The sequence below is a fragment of the Microvirga yunnanensis genome (assembly GCF_025460875.1).
Genome location: NZ_JAMXFI010000093.1, coordinates 1 through 21,597 on the forward strand (window position 1 = coordinate 1; position 21,597 = coordinate 21,597).

The 21,597-nt window shown below is 61.2% G+C and carries 22 protein-coding genes; 15 read left to right on the forward strand and 7 right to left on the reverse strand.

Going from position 1 to position 21,597, the window contains the following annotated elements:
- The first annotated feature begins 122 nt into the window (after positions 1-122).
- A complete protein-coding gene (locus tag NF876_RS31320) occupies positions 123-560 on the forward strand; it encodes a hypothetical protein (protein ID WP_262272108.1) in 438 nt (145 codons plus the stop codon).
- Here the strand turns inward: NF876_RS31320 and NF876_RS31325 are convergent.
- Positions 551-1,090: a pyridoxal-dependent decarboxylase gene (locus NF876_RS31325; RefSeq protein ID WP_262272109.1), complete on the reverse strand. Its 540-nt coding sequence runs from the start codon at positions 1,088-1,090 to the stop codon at positions 551-553. The two genes, NF876_RS31320 and NF876_RS31325, sit on opposite strands and share 10 nt — an antisense overlap.
- Before the next feature lie 248 nt (positions 1,091-1,338).
- Between NF876_RS31325 and NF876_RS31330 the strand changes: the two genes are divergently transcribed.
- The gene (locus tag NF876_RS31330; protein ID WP_262272110.1) at positions 1,339-2,184 is read left to right on the forward strand and encodes an HD domain-containing protein; all 846 of its coding nucleotides are present in this window, start codon (positions 1,339-1,341) and stop codon (positions 2,182-2,184) included.
- A gap of 17 nt (positions 2,185-2,201) precedes the next feature.
- On the opposite strand, the gene NF876_RS43615 is transcribed toward NF876_RS31330, so the two are convergent.
- The 4 genes from NF876_RS43615 to NF876_RS31340 form a co-directional block, all read right to left on the reverse strand.
- Complete coding sequence (locus NF876_RS43615; protein ID WP_373696748.1) at positions 2,202-2,735, reverse strand: VIT1/CCC1 transporter family protein; 534 nt, start codon at positions 2,733-2,735, stop codon at positions 2,202-2,204.
- A gap of 37 nt (positions 2,736-2,772) precedes the next feature.
- Positions 2,773-3,159, reverse strand: a complete 387-nt coding sequence (locus NF876_RS31335; RefSeq protein ID WP_262272111.1) for a hypothetical protein — start codon at positions 3,157-3,159, stop codon at positions 2,773-2,775.
- A 25-nt stretch (positions 3,160-3,184) separates the two neighbouring features.
- A complete protein-coding gene (locus NF876_RS43620) occupies positions 3,185-3,484 on the reverse strand; it encodes a DUF6455 family protein (RefSeq protein ID WP_373696749.1) in 300 nt (99 codons plus the stop codon).
- A 489-nt stretch (positions 3,485-3,973) separates the two neighbouring features.
- Complete coding sequence (locus tag NF876_RS31340) at positions 3,974-4,966, reverse strand: IS110 family RNA-guided transposase (RefSeq protein WP_262272134.1); 993 nt, start codon at positions 4,964-4,966, stop codon at positions 3,974-3,976.
- On the opposite strand from NF876_RS31340, the gene NF876_RS31345 reads away from it, so the two are divergent.
- The 3 genes from NF876_RS31345 to NF876_RS31355 all read left to right on the forward strand — a co-directional run bounded on the left by NF876_RS31345 (position 4,856) and on the right by NF876_RS31355 (position 6,766).
- On the forward strand, positions 4,856-5,203 hold the full coding sequence (locus NF876_RS31345; RefSeq protein ID WP_262272135.1) for a hypothetical protein: 348 nt from the start codon (positions 4,856-4,858) through the stop codon (positions 5,201-5,203). The genes NF876_RS31340 and NF876_RS31345 overlap by 111 nt on opposite strands.
- Before the next feature lie 75 nt (positions 5,204-5,278).
- On the forward strand, positions 5,279-5,797 hold the full coding sequence (locus NF876_RS31350; RefSeq protein WP_262272112.1) for a c-type cytochrome, methanol metabolism-related: 519 nt from the start codon (positions 5,279-5,281) through the stop codon (positions 5,795-5,797).
- Positions 5,798-6,370: 573 nt separating this feature from the next.
- A complete protein-coding gene (locus NF876_RS31355) occupies positions 6,371-6,766 on the forward strand; it encodes a DUF1194 domain-containing protein (protein WP_262272113.1) in 396 nt (131 codons plus the stop codon).
- 63 nt (positions 6,767-6,829) lie between these two features.
- Here the strand turns inward: NF876_RS31355 and NF876_RS31360 are convergent, their stop codons facing one another.
- A complete protein-coding gene (locus tag NF876_RS31360) occupies positions 6,830-7,228 on the reverse strand; it encodes a hypothetical protein (RefSeq protein WP_262272114.1) in 399 nt (132 codons plus the stop codon).
- A gap of 299 nt (positions 7,229-7,527) precedes the next feature.
- Between NF876_RS31360 and NF876_RS31365 the strand changes: the two genes are divergently transcribed.
- Positions 7,528-8,418, forward strand: a complete 891-nt coding sequence (locus NF876_RS31365; RefSeq protein ID WP_262272115.1) for a dienelactone hydrolase family protein — start codon at positions 7,528-7,530, stop codon at positions 8,416-8,418.
- 19 nt (positions 8,419-8,437) lie between these two features.
- On the forward strand, positions 8,438-8,758 hold the full coding sequence (locus NF876_RS31370; RefSeq protein ID WP_262272116.1) for a PRC-barrel domain-containing protein: 321 nt from the start codon (positions 8,438-8,440) through the stop codon (positions 8,756-8,758).
- Positions 8,759-8,793: 35 nt separating this feature from the next.
- Here NF876_RS31370 and NF876_RS31375 read toward each other — a convergent pair whose 3' ends face one another.
- Positions 8,794-12,066 (reverse strand): adenylate/guanylate cyclase domain-containing protein, encoded by a 3,273-nt coding sequence (locus tag NF876_RS31375; protein WP_262272117.1) that lies wholly within the window; start codon positions 12,064-12,066, stop codon positions 8,794-8,796.
- Between the two features lie 879 nt (positions 12,067-12,945).
- On the opposite strand from NF876_RS31375, the gene NF876_RS31380 reads away from it, so the two are divergent.
- The 8 genes from NF876_RS31380 (at position 12,946) to NF876_RS31415 (ending at position 21,487) form a co-directional block, all read left to right on the forward strand.
- A complete protein-coding gene (locus tag NF876_RS31380; protein WP_262272118.1) occupies positions 12,946-13,143 on the forward strand; it encodes a type II toxin-antitoxin system VapB family antitoxin in 198 nt (65 codons plus the stop codon).
- On the forward strand, positions 13,140-13,508 hold the full coding sequence (locus tag NF876_RS31385; protein WP_262272119.1) for a type II toxin-antitoxin system VapC family toxin: 369 nt from the start codon (positions 13,140-13,142) through the stop codon (positions 13,506-13,508). Before NF876_RS31380 ends, NF876_RS31385 begins: the two co-directional genes overlap by 4 nt.
- Before the next feature lie 13 nt (positions 13,509-13,521).
- Positions 13,522-14,442 carry a recombinase family protein gene (locus NF876_RS31390; protein WP_262272120.1) on the forward strand — a complete coding sequence of 307 codons (921 nt, stop codon included), beginning with the start codon at positions 13,522-13,524 and terminating at the stop codon, positions 14,440-14,442.
- Between the two features lie 222 nt (positions 14,443-14,664).
- Positions 14,665-15,171, forward strand: a complete 507-nt coding sequence (locus NF876_RS31395; protein ID WP_262272121.1) for a hypothetical protein — start codon at positions 14,665-14,667, stop codon at positions 15,169-15,171.
- A gap of 1,570 nt (positions 15,172-16,741) precedes the next feature.
- Complete coding sequence (gene repA, locus NF876_RS31400; RefSeq protein ID WP_373696750.1) at positions 16,742-17,974, forward strand: plasmid partitioning protein RepA; 1,233 nt, start codon at positions 16,742-16,744, stop codon at positions 17,972-17,974.
- Positions 17,974-19,245 (forward strand): plasmid partitioning protein RepB, encoded by a 1,272-nt coding sequence (repB, locus tag NF876_RS31405; RefSeq protein WP_262272123.1) that lies wholly within the window; start codon positions 17,974-17,976, stop codon positions 19,243-19,245. Before repA ends, repB begins: the two co-directional genes overlap by 1 nt.
- A 618-nt stretch (positions 19,246-19,863) precedes the next feature.
- Positions 19,864-20,658, forward strand: coding sequence for an alpha/beta hydrolase (locus NF876_RS31410; protein ID WP_262272124.1), 795 nt, complete (start codon positions 19,864-19,866; stop codon positions 20,656-20,658).
- Positions 20,659-20,665: 7 nt separating this feature from the next.
- Positions 20,666-21,487 (forward strand): Clp1/GlmU family protein, encoded by an 822-nt coding sequence (locus NF876_RS31415; RefSeq protein WP_262272125.1) that lies wholly within the window; start codon positions 20,666-20,668, stop codon positions 21,485-21,487.
- Positions 21,488-21,597: the final 110 nt, after the last annotated feature.

The following is a 21,597-nucleotide window of genomic DNA, read 5'->3' on the forward strand; positions in this document are numbered from 1 at the left end:
GCAGGAAGGGCTCGCGCAGGCGACGTGGGAGCAGAAACGGCAGCTCATCGAGTGGCTGGTGGTGCGGGTGATCGTCACCGACGGAGAGGTCGAAATCCGCTATGCCATTCCAACCAGCTCAAATGGCAAAGCTACCCGCTTTTGTCATTTGCATTCGGACTATCGAGCTGTTCCACAAGATCCTGAAATCCGGCTGCCGGGCGGAGGAGACCAAGCTGCGAACAGCCGAGCGGCTGGTGAACCTGCTCAGCATCTACTGCATCCTGAGCTGGCGCATCTTCTGGATGACGATGCTCAACCGCGTCGTTCCGGACGTGCCGCCATATCTGGCCCTGACGGGGCTGGAAATCGACCTGCTCGACGAGTTGGTGAGAGACAAGGGCCAGGAGTTGCGGCGGAGCAAGACACTCTCGCATTACCTGACCAAGATCGCTCGAATGGGCGGCTACCTCGCGCGTGGGCATGACCCTCCACCCGGCAGTACCGTCATGTGGAGAGGACTTTCGCGCCTGATGGATATCGAACTCGGCGTCAGGATCGGAGCGCAAATCTATGGGTAATTGCAAGCCTGCTCGGAGGCATACACCACGCACGGCTGTGCGCCGGTCTCGTTCGCCGGGAACTTCGCCTCGCGCGCCATAGCCAGCGCCATGAGGTTGGCAGATGAGCCGCCGCCGCAGAGACTCCCAGTGAAGCCGGGGCAGCCGACCGCATCCGCGAGCCAACCGACGACGGTACGCTCAACCGTCGTGGCAGCCGGAGCTGAGCGCCAGGAGGTGACATTCTGGTTGAGAACTGCTGCCAGCCACTCGCCGAGAACCCCGATCGGCTCATTCGAGCCGACAACATATCCGAAGAAGCGTGCGCTGGACGGCCGCGCATGGTCGGCCATGGCTTGGAAGTCGGACAGCACTTCACGACCGCGCCCCTCGTCGGTCCACGGTCGCGCAAAATGCCTCTTGGTTTCCTCCGCGCTAGAGGCGGGATAGGTCGGACGAGCGTCAAGGCCCGTCCAGTACCTCTTAGCAAGCGCAAGGGCCTCGTCTGCAAGCGCAGACAGTTCCGCGTCGGTGATCCCGAGGCTCCCCATGCGATTAACCGAGAGCAGGTCTACGATGCCTCAGCATACCGCTCTGCTTGGTTCCCCGCAATCGGTGACGATCTGGACGGCCCGGTCTTGCGTTGGATCAATGATGCATCCCCTGAAACCGACTATCACGGTTATCGGTTGACTTCGGCCGATCATTGGACGCCCGATGCGTTTCGGGGAAGATGCATGGACTTGCCCTGTCGCAGCTCTGCGAAGGCTTCGGTCTTGGTCGCCGGACGGAGGCTAGCATGATGACGATGCCCGCGATCATGGCGGATGAGCTCGGCAAGCATCTCGCCGGCGACTTCCGGCGGCTGTTCGGGTCCGCGCACCGGGACGAAGCCGAGCGGCTCGATGGCATCGCGCGGGTGGCGCTGGAATGCCTCGGCAAGAGCGACGCTCTCTATCACAACGTCGAGCATACCTTCCTCGTCACACAGGTGGGACGCGACATCCTCCGCGGTCGCATGCTGACCGAGCGCCTGGAGCCGGAGGACTTCTCGCATCTGATCGTCGCCTGCCTGCTGCACGACATCGGCTACGTCAGGGGCATCCTGAAGGGCGATGGTCGGGATCGGTTCGTCGTGGATGCGAACGGTCGAACGGTCGCCCTGCCCCGTGGCGCCTCGGACGCGGCGCTCACACCCTACCATGTCGACCGCTCCGGGCTCTTCGTCATGGAGCGGCTGGGAGCATCCCCGACGCTCGATGCCGAGCGCGTGGCGCGGGCGATCGAGTTCACCCGCTTCCCGGCGTGCCAGTCCACCACCGATGTATCGGAGGACCGCGAGGGGCGGCTGGTGCAGGCCGCGGACCTGATCGGCCAGCTCGGAGATCCCCTGTACCTGAAGAAGGCCAATGCGCTCTTCTACGAATTCGAGGAGATCGGCCTCAACCGCCAGCTCGGCTACACCTCGCCGGCCGACTTGGTCGAGCGCTATCCCGACTTCTACTGGACCAGCGTCTCGCCGCACCTGGACGAGGCGATCGGCTACCTGAATGTGACGGCGTCGGGCCGGCAGTGGATCGCGAACCTGCATGGCCACGTGTTTTGCGCCGAGCACGCCTTCGCCCTCATGGGACCGCAGCGATAAGAGCCTTATCCTTTTCGTCATCCCACAACGCAGGTTCGTACCACAGGGCCATGTCTCCGATGCGGTGCTGTCGGATGGTCCGTCAGCCAGTAAGCCTGGCTTCGCGATTGCCGATACCGTAAGCCACAGCCGGTGCCAGGGCGCCGACGAGCAGCATCTCCAGCCCTGACGCGAAGCGCTCTTCCCCGAACCAGGGCAGCAGGTAGGCGAGTAACGAAACGGGGTGCGCGATGACGAAGCCAAGGAAGGTCGCGATGCCGTGGCGGTCGCAGCGGCAAGCGTTGGGATTGTATCATTATCATGTCCCAGCGGCGTGACAGGACGTTGCTGTCGCCCATAAAGAAGCCGGCCGTCACAAGGTTGGCGAACGCCAGGACGAGGATGACGGCGGACGGCATCGCCGCTCGGATCACGCCGGAGACCACCGCCAGGGTCATGGCGATCCCGTCATTGGCACCGTAGATGGGGTCGGGAAGGCACTTGCCTACCAGGAGATACTGCACGCCGTGAGATACTGGGTGGGTGGATTGCGGGGGATCTTCGCCGGGCATGACCGATCCCAGGAGGTTCGAGGGTGATGGCTGACGTTCAGGGGCGGGATCCCTCCAAAGTGTCGCGCCAGGCGGCGACCATGATCGCCTGCCAGACCAAGGTCCGCAGCATCATCGCCACGATGCTGCGGGTCTCCGAGTGCCCGCCGTGGAGAATGTTAAAGCCGAGGGCCCCGAAGGCCGCGACGGTGGCCAGCGCGCCCACGCTGGCAGACCAAACCGCCCATGCCCGCCGGGCCACCAGCCCTGCTCCGGTAACCACCCACGCCAAGCCGACCGCGAGATCGAACCAGACCCCGAGGGGCGCCGCGGCCCCTTCGCCGTTCGCTTGGGCGCCGAACAAGGACACCCCGCTGGCGAGGACCGTCAGGAGCCCGGAGGCAATCGCCAGCCTGGCGGCATGCATGCGCAATCCTCCGGCCATGATGAGCCTCCGGCAGTCCGGCGGATCAGGCGGTGCCCGATGCCCGCACGCGGTTCAGGAAAGCGGCATTCGCGCAGAAGGACGGCGGCTCGCCGGCACCCCCGCCCTCGAGCCAGCGCCCGCAGTCAGTCGCGTTTGGGCAGGCCAGGCACCGACGGCAGGCAGCCGCGAATCCGCCCTCGAACCTCTCCCGGGCCGTCGCGCCGGGTTGCGCACCGACTCTTTCCATCATCCGGCCGAACAGGCTGGCCTGGCGCTCCACCCATCGACTTCTCGGCCAGGACCGCGCACGTAGCGTCGGCTCTTTAGGTGATCCCGATCCCATGGACGGATCCTCCCGATTGGAACACTGGCCGACAGCATGGGCCGTCTGGCGATGGCGTTCCTTGTCCTGGGACAAGGAACGGAACGATCCGCTGCCATGAGCTTGCTACCGAATGCCACGGTGATGAGTCGCCCACTCTCCTAATGTTCGGAGGGATTATGCGCTCCGGTCATCGAGTTCTCTTGCCGAGGCGGCGCACGGCCTCGGTGGCACCGTCATGTCTGGATGGCGCCCGTTTGGCAATGTGCTTATTGATGATACTTGGGCCTAGCGGGGCGGGTGCAGTCATGTCTCCGGCCTTTGAACGCGGTACTGCATGACCGCTGGCCCTGATGTTTTGCGCTGGAATCTGGTCCCTCTCAACTTATCGCGCTTGGCTGACGCAAGACGATGCCACGGGTTTGCCAGTTCCGGCGGTCCATATCCGCTTGGCTTCACATCATCTCATCATCACCGTGCCAACTGGGTTGCCCTGAAGGGCGAATGGTCTCAACGGGTCGTCGATGATGCCGCCGATGCGGCAGCTCCCTGGCTCCTAGGCTCGTAAGCCGTGCTTCTGGCCATGACTGCCCAGGCGATCCGGGCGATCTTGTTGGCCAGCGCAACGGCCACCACCTTGAACGGCTTCTTAGCCAGCAGAGTTCGGGCCCAGTCCGCTATGGCTGTCCTGGTCTTACCGGACTTCATGCTGTAGAGCGCCGCGTGCGCTCCCACGACGAGCAGCTTGCGCAGGTGCCGGTTGCCCATCTTGGAGATGGAGCCCAGCCGAGCCTTGCCGCCGGTTGAATGCTGCCGGGGCACGAGCCCGAGATAGGCGGCGAACTCTCGACCACCCTGGAACAGGCTGGGATCTGGAACACTGGCTGAGAGACAGGAGGCCACGATCGGGCCAATGCCCGGAATGCCGGCGAGCCTCGTGCTGACTGGATCGCTGCGGTGGGCCGCCAGAATGGCCTTGTCAAGCTTGGCAATCTGCGCCTCGACCTCAACCAGCATCGCTGCCGGAGGCTGGAGTGCGATCCGAGCCGTGGCGGGGAGATCCGGGGTAGTCTCGTCCTGAAGATAAGCGATCAGCTGGCGCGTGTTGCGAGCGCCCTGCGCCACCACGATGCCCAGCTCTGCAAAGTGGCCACGCAGAGCATTAATCAGGGCGGTTCTCTGCCCGATCAGGAGATCGCGGGCTCCATGCAGCATGAGGGTGCTCTGCTGCTGCGGGGTCTTGATCGGAACGAAGCGCATCGACGGCCGTGTAACGGCCTCGCAGATCGCCGCCGCGTCCGCTGCGTCGTTCTTCTGCCGACGCAGATAGGGTTTGACGTAGGCCGGAGGGATCAAGCGGACGTCATGCCCGAAGGCCATGGGAGGATTATCATGCGTATCTCCGCTATGCTCCTTTCCGCTCTGGCCATTGGGTGCATCACAGGCTCTGCACACGCCTCTGAACTCGCGCCGATTGAGGGCTTGAGCATCAACCTCGCCAATGTGGTGGGCAGTGCCTACTACACTATCGAAAAGGACGGCTATCAGGTGGTGGCGACCCTGGCCTCCAGTGAGGAGGCGACACCTGTGCGGTTCATCGCAACCCTGCTGTCTGGTCAGAAAGTGATTGTGTCGGTGCCACAAGCTTTCGGCCAAAGCGCCGTGGAAATTGAGATCAAGCGCATTGAGGATCGTGTGTTCGTGCGCGACGACACACAGCTTAGCAGCTTGGCTCACTGATCATTCCTGTGGCGGCGGACGGGCCATGATGTGCCCGTTGTCCTCATCCGATCCACAATGTCACATGGGGTGACCATGCGCAAAGTGGACACAGAGAGATGGTGTGCCGCAGGCGCGCTCATCTTGATGGCCTGCTGGTTCCCCTTCCATGCGGCTGGGCAAGCGACCAGGGATGAGGGTGGACGATACTATGCCGACAACGGCGAGCCGACCTATCACATTGCCCAGGACGGACAGGTGGATTGGTTTACGTTCAGCGGCTATCGCCGCTATCACGCTCAGTGTCATATGTGCCATGGCCCGGATGGCGAGGGCAGCACGTTTGCCCCGCCCCTGTTAGCTCCCATGAAAACAATGGACTATGCAACCTTCCGGCACATCGTCATTCATGGCCTGCGTACCGTTGGTCCAGCCCAGCAACGGGTCATGCGCGCCATGGGCGAGGACAGGAACGTCATGTGTCACCTTCCGGACATTTATGTCTACCTGAAGGCCCGCGCCGATGGCGTTCTGGGACGGCTCCGGCCTAACAATCATCAACCTAAATCTGAGGCTGCGGCTCTGGATGATGCTGCCTGCTTGGGTAGCCAGTAGGCAGCGGCGGAGAGCTTTACCCGCTCTAAATGCAGGCAAGGTGAAGCCTGTGCCAGCCCAAGCTCACCCGTCACATTCAATCCTCGCTTGCCGCGATGGATTCAGTCGACGGTGATGCTTCCAGTCATGCCGAAGCCGGCATTCAGGAAATGCATACAACTCATGCTGTAGCGTCCTGCCACCACCGGAGTGAGGCGGAGTGTGCGGCTCTCGCCCTTGCTGGGACCAGCGCAAGATCTGCTCCTGATTGAGCGCTAACGGAGTACGTAGCAGGAACATACTCTTCCGCGCAGGTGTGTCGAGCAAGCCGACAGCCTAATACGCCTCGGTTCGGGTGTCTGAGGAGCCATACTGCACCGCGGACGCGTCGACAGGAGGGATGCGGCTACCCGGAAGATTTGCCCGAGCGGGTGACGTTGCTCCGAGGGCTTTGTGGACAGGTTTAGGGAGAGGTAAGAACGCGTTACCGATGCACGTCGAGGTTGATCTTGCCTAACGCATAGGATCGGGCTTCAGTCCTCGCGCCATCAGTTGTCGATCCGTTCTATCTTAGCGCTCAATCAGGAACACATCTTGCGTTGCCCCCTACGTCGGGTGGAGAGGCGCTTCGGCAGGCCCACCGACCTGTCACATGCCCTGTCGTCCGCGTCAGCCATGCTCCTGGCCGCGCCCTTCCGGTCCACGCACTCCGTGATCAACATCATCGGGAACGGGCCCGACAACGTGAATGAAGATCCCTTGGCCGCGCGGGATGTCGCGTTCGGCTTGGGGTTCACGATCAACGGGGTCGTGCTGGGGAACGATCCGGACGTAATCGACAATTTCCGTCAGGATGTTGCTGGAGGCCCTGCTTCCTTCGTCACGCACGTTCCGTCAGGCGACGTGATAGCCGAGGTCTTCAGGCGGAAGTTCCTCAAGGACATCGTGGTCGGGTCCGCGGATGGCTCCGAACCGGAACCCGATCACTGAGAATGGCGCCGTCGCAAGCCCAGATCTGACTTGCCTCGTGGACCATGATCCCGAGAATGCCCTTTATGGAACAGTCCCGGTGTGACCCTTACGAAGGGCAAACACTGGCTCAGAAATCGCTGTCGGGTTCGGCGGAAGGATTGCACAGTAGGTTACATAGCCCAGGTCGTAGCCAGGCCCGTTCTCAAAGCGCCCGCACCAATGCCCCCCGTCTGTTTCACCCGTGTCGCCAGGTAGCGTCCGATACTGAACCGTGTGGTCCGGCACCCAGATCCACTTTCCCTCGACGAACATCTGCACTCCGGTTGGCCTCACCCGGTAGGGCGCAGGGCGACAATCCCCGTCATCGCAGCAGTTCCTTCCGGCTTTGTCCCTCAGAGGCGTGTAAATGTCGTGGGCTTCAGCGAGAGGCTCAAGGCCGACGAAGAGCAGGACCGCAACGAGGCCAAGCTTGAGAGACATAGGCCGCTCTCCCTCACAAGGGGCTGGCGGCGCTCATCGGAGCGTCGGGGCACGCTACTCCGGTCATTCTACTCCCGAGCGAGGGTCCTGTCGCCCACAGCCGGCGAAGGAAGCGAATTGGCGGCCGGCGCCTTGGGAACATGACGGCTTGAAAGAGGCCCGCCGCTCAAAGCCAGAGTCGAACCCATTCGGGCATCGGGCGGCATTCGCTGTCGCATGCGGCAGGATTTCCCGCCTCATCCCTGGTATATTGGCCGATTGATGGGGCGGACGATGCTCACCCACTTCGGGAGGGTACGATGTTTCCGAGACAGCTCTTCCTTCTCGCCGCAGGTTGGCTCTTATGCGTGTCCCGGGCGGATGCCGCCGATCTCGTGAGATTCGAGAGTGCGGCCGTACCCGTGAGCGAGTTCCAGCAGAAGCGTGCACAGGCCCGGGGCGAGGCTTTCCCCCCTCCACGCGGCGATGAGGTCCAGGCCTACGTCGTCAAGCCTCCCGGCAACGGCCCGCATCCAGTCGTCATCTATCTGCATGACTGCGGTGGCTTGCCACCTGAGGTGAAGACAAGCGAATTCGGCGCTCAAGGGAGCCTGGCTGAAACCTCACGCGAGGCATTCTGGACCAAGCGCCTTACGTCCCGGGGCTATGCGGTGGTGCTGGTGGATAGCTACGGCCCCCGTGGCACCAAGGACACTTGCGCCGACCCGACCTTCGACGCCTCCCGCGTTGCCGATACCTATGGGGCTCTCGCGTATGTCGCCAAGCAACCCTGGGCGGACCCGCAGCGTGTCGGCCTGCTGGGCTTCCAGACCGGCGATGTCTGGCGGATTCCGGCACCTGCTGACACCACTGCCTTCATCGTCGAGCCTGAGCGGTTCAAGGCCGCGGTGGCCTTCGTCTATTCCCCACTTTGCGGCATGAAGTCCCGCATGGCGGCTCCAACCCTCGTCATCAATGGGATCTCTGCTCCCGATGCCACTGAGAGATGTCCTCGGGTCACCGCGCAGCAGTCCGCAGGTGGAGCGCCCGCCGAAGAGAGGGTGGCCCCCAATCTGTTCAAGAACTTCGAGCCCAACTCGCCCATGCCTGACAAGACGACGTTCTCGGAATGGCTCAGGTCAGAACCCAAGAACGCCGAGATGGCGGCGGCTCAGGTGAAGGATTTCCTCGCTCAGCATCTCAAGCCTTAGCCATTGAACGGAATCGAGGATGAACCAAGCCAACCTATCGAACGCCCTTGTCGGGGATGATCAGATCAGTGGCACAGCCATCTTTGACCCTCAGGGCCGGCGGATCGGCGTCCTTCAGCGGCTGTACCGGGAGGCGGAGGGCAGACGCCTCGTCTATGCCGACGTTGCCGTGGGTGGCTTCCTCGGTTTCGGGACGCGCTGCTACGTGTTTCCGTGGGAGAACCTTGCCTTTGATCCTGTGCTGCATGGGTATCGCGTCAGCCAAGCCGAAATGGACCAGATCGCCCGCATCGATAAACCCTACGTTTCGCCCAAACGACTCCTTCACGGCAGATGGTAGGGGTCGGCCCGGCTGGACACGGCCCATGGCTTTCATCAGATTGATGACGCACGGCGTGACAGGCTCTCCAATAGCGCCCTCGCTCTTTGCAGATCGTCGAACTCCTCGGTGAACCAGCCATGGATGGGCGTCAGGAGGTCACGGGCTTCTGCCTGCCGCCCGTGATTGCGCAGTATTTCCGCCAGATCGCAGGCGGCCCGTAGCGCCCACATCCGTGCCCCCTGCTCCTGCGCGACCTCCAGAGCCTTGCGATAGCTCTGTTCGGCTTTGTCTGTGCGCTGCATGTGCAGGAGCAGTCCGGCGCGGATGCGGTGCAACTCGGCATCGAAGAACTGGCTGCCCGTTTCCTCAGCCCAGGCCAAGGATTCTTCGATGACCTGCAAACCCTCCTCAGGCGCCCCCCGGCGGCCATAGGCCCGCGCCAGCACGCCGTCGTGCAGCGAGCGTGCAAAGCCGGGCTGTGGGTGCCGGCGCTTGTACTCCATCTGCTCCGGGTCATTGTGCAGGGCCACTGCCACAAGGCGCTCACGCAGGGCCACCTGGTTCCGCAGACCGGACAGGCCCCACTCCGTGGCAAGGGCCATGGTCGCCTCGTTGGCCTTGCGCACGCCGCCCCAATCATCCATGAGCTCTGCCAAGTGACCCGACAGGTGGACCGCATGGGCGGTGCTCAGGTGATGCCCGCCGCGATAGCCGAGAGCGACGGCATCAGCCGCCGCCCGACGGGCCCGGTCCGGATAGCCACGGACCCAGAGCACGCATCCGCCGATCACCAGCAGGTGCGGTCCTGGATCGTCGTACTGCTCGATCAGGGCCGCAGGCCAGGGCTCCTCCTCGTAAAGGCGCATTCCTCGATCGAGGTGCTCCTGCGCCTCCACGAACTTCCCGAGCTTGTAGCGTGCGTTCAGCAGCGTTTTGTGGCCGTCGACCTGGAGAATGCGATCATTCCGGGCCTCCCCCAGCGCCAGGAGCTCGATGCCGATTCCCTCGGCCGTGCGCAGCTCCGCCTTATTCACATGGAAGAAGAAGAGCCCGACCAGGATGGGGTGCATCAGCCCCTCATCGCCCAACGCCATGCAGAGGTCGCGTGCCCGATACAGCGCCTTTCCAACCTCAGGCGCCGAATAGCCCCTGGCGCTGGTGGCCGAGTTCCCCAGGCGCACCTGCAACCGCAGTTCGTGCCGGTCGCGCAGCGCAGGGTCGGCGATGAGACCGGCCATCTCAAGACCCCGCATGCAGTGCGCGATCGCCTCCTGGTGAGCCTGCCGGCGGGCGGCGGCATCCGCGGCACGCTGCCAGTAGACGACTGCCCGCTCTGGCAGGCGCGCCTCGCTCAGGTGGTGGGCGACGAGTTCGGGTTGGCGGGCAACCACATCGGGGTAGCCTCGCCCAAGGACCTCCGCCACTCGTGCATGCAGCTCCTGCCGGCGGCTCTTGAGCAGGCTCTCGTAAGCGGCGTCGCGGACCAGCGCGTGCTTGAACGTGTAGGGTGCTTCGGGGGGTGTGCCACGCATGGAGACCAGCCCAGCCGAGATGAGCTGCCGAAGCGCTGCACCGAGCCCGGGTTCGCCCTGCGGGTTGATGCCAGCCAGCAAGTCATAGGTGAACTCGCGACCAATCACGGAGGCCTGCTGGGCCACGGACTTCGCGGCCGGGACCCGGTCCAAGCGCGCCATGAGGCTGTCATGCAACGTGGCCGGGACAGCGCCGGATTCGCGCTCCAGCATGGCCCTGGTCAACTCTTCGATGAAAAGCGGCACGCCGTCCGTCCGCTCAAGGATCTGGCCGAACACGTCCGCGGGCAGTTCCGTGCTGCCTGCAATGGCTTCGGCGAGTTCCGTAGTCTGGCGCTGCAACAGGCCGGCAAGTGGGATCACCGTGACGTTCGACCGCGCGAGCCAGCCGGGCGAGAACTCCGGCCGGGCGGTGATCAGCACCAGGACACGCTCGGAAGCCGCGCGGCCGACCAGTCGGTCCAACACCTCGAGGGTCGTCGGATCGGCCCAGTGGACGTCCTCGATCAGCAAGAGGAGTGACTGCCGCCGGGCGAGACCAAGCAGATATCTGATCAACGCCTCCATCATCCGTTCCCGCTGCTGCCTCGGATCGTATGGCGACGGCCCATATCGATCATGTGTGGGGAGCGAGAGCATCGCGGCGAAAACAGGCGCAAACCTCAGGACGTCGTCCATCGCCTGGGCCAGGAGGATCTCCAGCTTCACCAGCCGCTCGCCGGGCGTATCGTCTTGCCGGAACCCGGCATCCCGTTCGATCCGCTCCACGAAGGGATGCAGGGGAGAATTGCTGAAAAAGGGCGAGCACTGGCACTGCACCTCGGTGTGGGGCTCTGGCCGCACTTGGTCGCGGAACTCGCGCGCGACCCGCGATTTGCCAATCCCGGCCTCACCGGACAGCAACGCCACCTGCCCGTCTCCACCCCGGACCCGCTTCCACCTCTGTGCGAGCACCCGAAGCTCGTCCGTTCGCCCGATCAAGGGCGTGTCCCCGATCCTCTGGGCTTCAAAGCGGCTCTCCACGGCGCGCGCGCCGAGCACCTGCCAGGCCTCGATGGGAGCGGCAAAGCCCTTCAGGTGCTGCGGACCGAGAGCGGCGAGGTTGAAACCGCTGCCGAGCAGGCGCCGGGTCGCCGGCGGGATGACCACCGCGCCCGGCGCCGCAAAGGTCTGGAGCCGCGCGGCCAGGTTGGGGGTCTCTCCGACCACACTCCGTTCCTGAGACGGACCGGCACCGATTAGGTCCCCAACCACCACCAAGCCCGTGGCGATACCGACCCGGACGCGCAACGGTTCCACGCCGGGCGGAACCGGGACACGGGCCACCTCCTCGGCCAAGGCCAGACCAGCGCGGACAGCCCTGACGGCATCATCCTCGTGAGCCTGCGGATAGCCGAAATATGCGAGCACCCCGTCGCCCATGAACTTCGCCACAAAGCCCCCGCACTCGGCAACGGTTCCAGAGCAGGCTTCATGATAAGCGCTGAGGACGGCGCGGTATTCCTCAGGATCCAGAGTGCTTGCGATGGTTGTCGACTCGACGAGGTCGCAGAACATCACCGTCAGTTGCCGCCGCTCCGCTTCCACACCCGTGTTGGCAGGATTAGCCAGCGAGCGATCGAGGTGTGAAATGGCATCGAGGAGTTTTCGGCGGTGGCCGACCGCATGGACGCCGAGCTCCTTCAGGTCTTCGCCCGTGAGCCGCGGCAGGATGTTAGCATCCACGGCATTGTCGCGGAACGCCTGCTCGTACTGCGCCAGCCCGAGGCTCCGTAGCCACTGCGCGACATCCACGTCCCGTCTCCCGCCGAGAGGCCGCAGCTTGCCGAGAGGATACACCGAGGCCGCTCATGCAGCGAGCGTCATCATGGGAGGTCATCAGATGATAGAGCGTTACGCTGAAGCAGTTGGAGGTGGGGCTGGGCGGGCGATGCCCGACTTCCCTTTATAAAAGCCCACTACGGAACGTCTCTTCAGGGTCACGGACTGCCCCTTAGCTTGGCCGTGAGAGGGTCCGCTTCTCGCTCCTGCGGTCGTGATGACCAACGGGCATCTCACTGTCTCCCGCCCTCCCCTGTTCATGGCAGCAGGAGCAGCATGGATTCCAGCAAGGCTTCACTCACTCAAGGTCTTCGAACCTGGCTTTTCCCAAAGTCACGCTTCGGCTTAAGGCTAAGCCTTTGACGGCGTTAGAGGTAAGTACACCAGAGGAAGTTATTTAGGGAATAGCTACGGTCTGATGTCCGGATAAACGTCATATTGCTCGGCTGCATCGAGAGCTGCTTCTCAGAACTCTGATCACGGGCATCTCTGTAAACCTCTCGTTGCCAGCCGAACCGCTAAAGCCTTTGTTTTCAAACTACTTTCTCCGGCTGTGGGGAAGCCCTGCCCTCTGTAGCTGGTTAACAGAATGTCTTGAGAAACGTTTGCAAACGATCAGTTGCTCATGATAAGCTAAAGTGTACAATTGGCACTCAACGGATATTTCGCGCGGGCTTAAATTCCTGATCGCCTCCCTATCGCATCTGGTAGGTGGGAGTTGAGCAGACACATCTCGCCCCCAGCAGATGTGGGTGAGGTGATTAGCTCTTGAAACGAGCAGCATTATCGTGGCGGCATTCCTAACAGCATCGTTTGATGCTATCTTAGATGTCCTAAGATGGAGATACAGGCGTGAGGACAACGATTGCCCTGGACGACGAACTTGTCGCAAAGGCGCAGGCATTTACTGGCCTGCAGGAGAAGTCGGCCCTGGTTCGCGAAGCATTGAAGGCTCTGATCGAGCGGGAGAGTGCCCGAAGGCTGGCCCGCCTCGGCGGCACCGAGCCTGACCTTAAGCCTATCCCGCGCCGTCAGGCGGATGCTCGGTGATCATCGTTGATACCTCGGTGTGGATCGACCACCTGAAGAGCAGCGAACCCGTGTTGGCAGATCTCCTCGGGACGGGGCGCGTACTGGCGCATTCCTTCGTCACGGGTGAGCTTGCCCTCGGCAGTCTGCGCCAGCGCTGGACTGTGCTTGAGTCCCTACGCGACCTGCCCCAGGCTACCGTTGCTAGCGATGATGAGGTCATGATGCTGATTGAGCGAGAGCAACTCTACGGACTTGGGATTGGCTTTGTCGATGCGCACCTTCTAGCAGCAGTGAGACTTACCCCTGGGGCCCTGCTCTGGACCCGGGATCGTCGGCTGCGGCAGGCGGCTACGCGACTGGAGCTTTCCGCAGACCTCACTTGATCAGCGAAGAAAGATGGCCCCCTCCCCTTCCAAGAAGCGCCTAATTGGCTACGCCCGCGTGTCCACTGAGGATCAGGCGCACGATGCCCAACTCGATGAACTGCGCGCTGCCGGCTGTGCAGAGATCCACCAGGAGCACGGATCCGGTGCAAGCCGTGCTCGGCCGGCGCTGGCGCGGCTCCTCCGCGAGATCAAGCCGGGAGAGGTCTTAGTCGTGGTGCGCCTCGATCGTCTGGCCCGTTCGGTGAGCCACCTCTTGGAGGTGATTGAGACCTTGGAAGCCAGGAAGGCACATTTCCGGTCGTTGCGCGATCCCATCGACACCTCGACACCTCAAGGTATATTTTCCTTACAGGTGCTCGGCGCCGTGGCCCAACTTGAGCGCTCGCTGATCTCAGAGCGGACGCGAGCCGGGATCATGGCTGCCAAGGCACGAGGCAAGAAGCCGGGCAATCCGGGCATGCGCGAGCGCCGGCCGGAGGCGATCCGGAAGATCGCCCTCGCCCGGGAGAAAGTCTACCTTGATGAGCTGATCGCCAGCGCAGACCGATGGATGCCGACGGTTCAGCGCATGCGCCCCCAGCACCCCTGGGAGGACGTTGTGCGCGTGCTCAGCAACGGAGGCCAAGCATGGACTGTGGCCCGGCTGCGACGGGCTGTGGGCAAGCTCGTGTCGCAGCACATGGCTAACCCTACCCTCCTCCGCCCTGCCCCACGCAAGAACCCGGAGGACCGCCTCATGACGCTGATTGCCGGTATCGCCATGACTGACCCGAGCCTCTCGCTGCGGGATATTGGCGCGCAACTGGAGCGGATGCGGGAGCGGACACCGCGCGGGGGTCTCACATGGTCGGCCTCTTCGGTGAAGAAGCAACTCAACCGGGCGCGTAAAGCCGGACTTGCCCTGCCATCCTCTCTGCAAGATGTGGTGTAGTCGCTACGCTGGAAAATGTTGTTCACTCCATCGGGTTTGGGCTCCGTTTGGGTATGGAATGTCGAGGCCCTCCGCCATCACGCTCCTGGGCGTCGAGCCGCCCCTGCAGCTAAGCACCTAGGCCTTAAGGTAAGGTCTTCGGCTTGGCATCCCCGTACAATTGACAGATGAGCTATCAGGGGATCACCATCCTGCGGTGGGGGCGCCACAGGAGTGGCTGCCATGGACACTTTCGATCACATCCTAAACTGGAAGCTGAAACGAGGCTCACACCCGTTCCCCGGCAAGGACGGCGGAACCTGTATCAACGAGGCGGCGATCGTGGCGGCCGGTTTCCCGTACCAGCCGGTGCGAGCTGTCGAGACCATGCCAGCGTGTTTCTCGCGTCCGATCTGCCGCTTGGCGATGCTCCTGAACGATGAGGCTGATGATGCCGAGCGGCAGTCTCTGCTCCCGTTCGTCGCCCGCTTGGCTTGCGCTGATAAGGCGAAGGTGGAGTGGGAGCGGGAGGTCTATATTTCCCAGCACCTAAGACGCCGCATGAGCTTCCAGCATCGGCTCGAGGTACTGGAAGGCGCATTGGCCGTCGGGCGGCAGGCTGACGTGGTGGTGACAGAGGAGGTGAGGTCAAGGCTGGACGCTGTCCAAAAGAGTGCGAAGGCTTCCACGTCGGTGGCTGACCATCTAAAGTTCAGCAAGATAAAGGCGTGGCTTGTACCTACTCTGTGAGGGCACCTCTGGTGACATAGCTCGGAACGGCTCAGCGGCGCCCACAGCTGCCTGAATGTTGGTGGACCAATGTCTGCGTGTCAGAATGGCAAGCATCATGAGCGGAGATTCGTGGATTCCCCTCCCCGTTCACCCAGGTTCGGCTGGGACTGACGTTCAACCGTTCACATAGTCTCTGCGGCCAAGAGTTGGCGCTCTGTCAGATTCTCGGTTTACACCTCCGCACGGGGATCACGGTCGCGGCAATAACGCGAAGGGCAGACACATCGGTACGGAACAAGGAACCTTTGCCGTTGGACGAGGCAAAGATCTTATCGCTATTCGATATGGCGTGTATGGGATTGCTGGTGCGAGCGAAGCCGTCAGCTATACCCACTCATGATCGCTGCCATGGTGTCGCGGAGACCCTGCTCTTCTTCCCCTCTGATTCTCGCAGGGATCTGATGGCGTAACGATGTGGCACGCCTCTTAGATAAAGCTTCTCCTTGATCTGGCAAGAGCAACCAACCCAATGAGCGGCAGGCCCAACCAGTGGGGCTTTTTACACCTGTAAAAAACCTTTGAGAGTGCCCCGAGCGAGAAGAGCGTTCTGGCTTTGAAGCCTTCTGAGTGGAAACTTTGATGACACGGCGGACTTCCATCTGGCCAGGATTTCTCTTAGCCGCTAGCACTTTGCGCCGGCAGCATACATGTCAAACAGTTATTGATGGCGCCGGTATGAAGGGGAGGGGCTTTGGCTCGCATCCTCGAATTTACACGTGTAAAATGCGATGCTTTGTAGTCTGCGGCCCCGGACCTGACAACACATGGCGGTCATCTCATCAAGGAACAGCTCCGGAGACACAATGCCAACACCATACCTGCCAAATAACAGGATCTCAAAACTGCCTTTGATGCTGAACCGGGCAGGGCACTAGAAACTAAAGACGACTCCACTGCCGTCGCCCGATCGACGTGAGGCTATCGCTGCAGTTTTTACAGGTGTAAAAACGTAATGGTTAAGAGTCGACGGCATCGGCGAAGCGATGCCTGCACCGCCTTGTACTCGACTGAGGTCCTTGACTTCGGCACCGACCAACCACAGGCGAGAACCGCTCCGCCCGGATTTTACACGTGTAAAACCGAAAGACAGTGCAAAATTCGCGCGACTGGAAATCAGGCTTGGACGGTTCGGTTCCTTGGCTGCTCTTGGTTTCGCAATATGCAGACCGGATTACGCCAGTAGGGGAGGGATAGACTGCTTCATACCACCTTGCTGCAGGGGTTGAGGCAGCATACCTGGCAAGCGCGAATCAGACCGACGGTCGCAGGCGGGCGAGTTCGACGGAGCTCTGATCCTTGTCTCCGGAAATAGCAGGCAGAGTTTTTTACATGTGTTCAAAACACTCTGCCGCTGAGAGTTCTCGTTGGTCAACAGATATTTAGCAAGAACGGCTCAGCAGAAGAACGTAGCCGACGTCTTGTTTCCATCAGCCCTTATTTAACCTGATGTTAACGTTCTCCGCATTTGATGAGACGGAATTCGGCCGCTCGTCGGCACTTTTCCGTAAGAAGGAGGACCTTGATGGCTCTGCCTCAGCTCAAGAGCGAAGGTCAGGTATCTGCCAGCTCAACATCCAATCGGCCGTCCCGTGTGGGGCTCGACCTCATTGGAGAGCATGCAACCAAGCTCTCCAAAAACCTGCACCGGCAGCTTGAGACCGCTTTTCCACCGCGGGCTCAAAAGTGCTTTCGCAAGCTGACGTCTGGAGAGGTCGCTAAGCTACTTGGTGTCGCAGATAGTTACCTGCGGCAGCTGTCGCTGGATGGGAGGGGGCCTGAGGTAGAGATACAGCCGAATGGCCGGCGGCTCTATAGCCTTAAGGATGTCGCGAACCTGCGTGCGTATCTCGACGCGAATGCGAAAGGGGAGAGGCAGTATTTGAAACATCGTAGCGGAAGCGAACACCTTCAGGTGATCGCCTGCACGAACTTCAAAGGTGGATCAGCTAAGACTACGACTGCGGCTCATCTGGCGCAGTATCTCGCCATAAATGGATATCGCGTTCTGGCCATCGATCTGGATCCGCAAGCGAGCCTCTCAGCCGTCCACGGCCTCCATCCGGAGCTCGACGTCCTAGAGAACCAGACCCTTTATGGAAACATCCGCTACTCCGGTGCGAGGATTCCGCTCAAGGACATTATCCGGCCAACCTATATTGAGGGCTTGGAGATTATCCCTGCGAATCTTGAGCTCATGGAGTTCGAGCACGAAGTGCCAATGGCTCTCCAGAACAAGCAGGAGGGAAAGCGCTTCTTCGACCGTGTAAACGGCGCCCTTGAGAGCGTGCATCACAACTACGATCTCGTTGTGATCGATTGTCCTCCTCAATTAGGATATCTGACGCTCTCAGCTCTCAGTGCCGCAACGGGCATCGTGATCACGGTTCATCCACAGATGATGGACGTGATGTCTATGGCTCAGTTCCTGACGATGACCAAGGACCTGCTAAGCGTGCTTAAAAACGCGGGCGGCAATACAGAGTACGACTGGCTCAAATATCTGGTCACCCGCTATGAGCCAAACGATGTACCTCAAGCTCAAATGGTTCAGTATCTTCGTAAGATGTTCGGAGACTATGTTCTTGACAATGAAATGCTGAAGAGCACTGCCGTCTCAGATGCCGGCATCATGAAGAAGACCATTTACGAAGCCGAGCGCGCGGACTTTACGAAAGGCACAATTGACCGCGCGATTGAGTCCATGAACGCCGTCAACCGCGATATCGAAATGCTGGTTCTGCAGGCCTGGGGGAGGATCTAATGGCAAAGAGTGCAAAGCGACTAGCAGCGTTCCTCAACACGGAAGAGTCTGAGCCTGTGAGTCAGGAGTCCGCATATGAGGACAAGCTGCGGGCAGTCTCGGAAACCATCTCCGAGTTGGCTGTTGAGCCCGGACCGAGTGGCGTTCCAGTTATCGTAGAGCCATCTGACAGAAAGTTAGGGGCGGAGGAGGGGGCTTCAGCGACCCTGAGCCCGGATCTCGAGATCTCTGATAGCGCTCAGACAGTCTCCGCGACGCTCGTGAAGATCGCTGAAACGGTTACGGAGGTACCTCAGAAAGTTGGAAGCGAGAGCGAAACTGAGAATACTTCTCAGACAGTGTCCAAAAGTCTGTTTCGGCAGAATGCGCCTACAAGCCAAGTGATGAAGCGCTTAAGTACGATGGTTCGTGACGACTCACACGAACTAGAGGATTTGAAGGCCCTCTTTGAGAGCGGGCAAACGGTCGTTGAACTAGATCCGAATCTGATCGACGAGTCCTTCATCCGAGACCGAATGGAGGATGGAGTTCAGTCCATCGCTAGTTTGGCACATCAGATTGAGAGTCAGGGTCAGCTCGTTCCAATTCTAGTGAGACCTCATCCTCAGCAAAATGGTCGCTACCAGGCTGCTTACGGGCATCGGCGCCTGAAGGCCATCGCTTCTCTCGGAAGAAAAATCCGCGCGGTCGTCAGGCAACTAACTGACGTCGAGCTCATTGTGGCGCAAGGCCAGGAAAATAACGCGCGCCTCGACTTGAGCTTCATTGAAAAGGCGCGATTTGCGGCTGCGATGAAAGCGAAGAAGTTCAACCGTGAGACGATCGCGGCAGCGCTCGGCATCAGCAACCAGTCTCAAATCACCTGGTACTTGCAGGTGGTCGAACGGATTCCAGCCACTGTTATCGACGCGATTGGCCCAGCTCCAGAGATTGGTCGCAAACGCTGGCTGCCCTTGGCCGAACTGTTCCAGAACGATGCATCCGCGCTAGAAAAAGCGAGGGCGTTCATCAAGACGCCTGCCTTTAATGCTCGGGAGACGAACGAGCGCTTCAACTCCCTCGTCGAAGAGGTGACCCGCAAAGACCGGCCAGCACGTGCTGAGCTTGGTTACTGGGAAGCTTCCGATACGCGCGTCAAGGCAACAATCAACTTTACGTCTAAGCGCTGCACGCTGCAGATCGACCGCAATGTCGATGCGGGCTTTGCCGAGTTCGTCGTCAATAACCTCGATGCTCTGTATGCCAAATACTCTGAGCGATCGGAAAGCTAACTGTAGTCGAAGCAAAGGGCAGCATTTCTGCTGCCCTTCAATCGCTATGGTGGGCTCGAAACGGGCTTGTCCTCATCGGATTATCGCCCTAGACTCAAGGGAGATGAGCTGACGGACTGCTTTTACCAGCTTGAACAGGTCTCGTTGCGCCGCTTGACATTGCCTGTTTGCCCCGACCGAGCATGGGACCGCCTGGATCTACTGTACATTCATCAGGGCGTGATAAACTGATCGTTTGAAGACGTTTCTCAAGCCGTTCTGTTAACCAGCAGGCGAGGGGAGTACTTCCCTCCGGCCAGAAAAATGCTTTGAAAACAAGGAGCTTACCGGCTCGGCTGACGAGGGAAGGCCGACACGAGCTTCCATGATCAGGTCCCGAACGAGGCCGTTCACTATGCCGTCCGACAAAGCAGTGCGCCTTCTAAGACCAGGCTGTAAGCAACTCCTTTTTAGCTACTTCTGCCGCGCCATCATCCAATGAAATCAGTATATTAGCTGTCAGGACGAAGCGTAGCTTTCGAAAGCAGGGGAGGGGGTCTGACCTTAGGAGCACGGCTCCGCGGATCTCGATCCTTCTTGGGTCCCAAAGGCACCGCCGCGTTGCGAAGCGAGACCGTGGTGGGTGCACGGATGCTCCTGCGCTCTGCCTCCATCCTGCCGAAACAATCCGAGGAACAGCGGTCCTTGTTCCGGCGTTGGCGCGACTTGAGCGGGTCTTTGGTCATGGCCGTCACCAGCAACGATTACATCTCAGGTGTTCTCCGGGCGCGCCCGGAGCGGATCGCCACTCCTGCCGCACCAACGCCGGGCCGCCACCCGTTGGGTTTGGACAGCACGCGAGACGGCGCCGTCCTGGTGCCAGCTGGGCTTGATCCAGCCAAGCCGGCCCCGCTCATCGTGGCGCTGCATGGCGCGGGCGGGATCGCCACCCAGATGCTCGATCTCCTGGCGGTGCAGGCGGAGCGGCATGGCATGATTGTCCTCGCACCCGAATCCCGCGGTTCAACCTGGGATGGGATCAGGGGCGGCTACGGCTCCGATGTCGCCTTCATCGACAGGGCTCTGACGACGACCTTTCAGCGCCACGCCATCGATCCTGCCCAAATTGCGCTCTCCGGGTTTTCGGACGGTGCGTCCTATGGTTTGTCTCTGGGCGTCATCAACGGCGAGCTGTTTGACCATATCCTCGCTTTCTCGCCAGGCTTCATGGCGCCGACGAGCACCGCCGATACGCCGCGGATCTTCGTATCCCATGGGATCCATGACGAGGTTCTGCCCATCGATCCATGCAGCCGCAGGATCGTTCCGGCTCTCAAGCGAGCGGGCTACGACGTGGAGTATCACGAGTTCGATGGCGGCCATGTCGTCCCCCCGGAGATGGTCGAGCGAGCCGTGGTACGCTTCCTTGCCTGACGGCTTATTGCACGTTCCGCCCGGGTGGGACGCGGCGGCGCAGCATATCCACCGTCATGGCTTCCGCAGGGTTCTCGTGCTTGGGGCGAAGGATACGGGCAAGAGCACGTTCTGTCGCTTTCTTGCAGAAACAGCGGCTCAGTCGGGCCGCAGCACGGCACTTCTGGATACCGATGTCGGCCAGAAGCTCGTCGGCCCTCCGGCCTGCGTGACCATGGACGATCCACAGGGGTTGTCACTCGCCTTTGTGGGGACGACTAATCCCGTTCTCGGCTGGCCTCGTCTTGTCGAAGGCACGCGCCGCTTGGCACAGCAGACGGATGCTGATTGTCTGATCGTCAACACGAGCGGGCTCCTGACGGGCCCCGGCCGCAGCCTCAAGGCCGCCAAGATCGACGCGCTTCGACCGGATCTGCTGATCGCTGTGGGTGAGGGACAGTCGCTTGACGCCATTGCGCACGATGCCTCGGTTCTGCCGTCCCTTTGCGTTCCAGCTTCCCGAGAAGCACGACGCAAGACCGATGGCGAGCGGCGCATGGCCCGGCGGGAGGCCTTCCGGCAGTATTTCTCGCAATCAGGTGTGCTGAAGCTCGTATCCGGAGTGCTCACGCCGTCTCACGTAGAGGCTCCTCTCCCCGCCAGGCTCCTGGTCGGATTGTCAAATGAACCCAATCATGATCTCGGATTGGGACTGCTTCTCAACCGGATTGAGGGCGAGATCCTCGAAGTGCTTTCCCCTATTGTCGAGGATGGCGTGCTGTGGGTGCACCCTGGCTTGTTGATCCTCGGCGAGGATTTCACCGAGAAGCATCTTCCAGCAGGTCGTTGAAGGATGTCGCTTTAGCCCAGATCCACACTTGGTGTGGTAAGAGACGCCAATATCAGCGCCGCCGACTATCGCAAGTCCCGAGGGCGGGCCTTGGCGACCTGGGCAGAAGT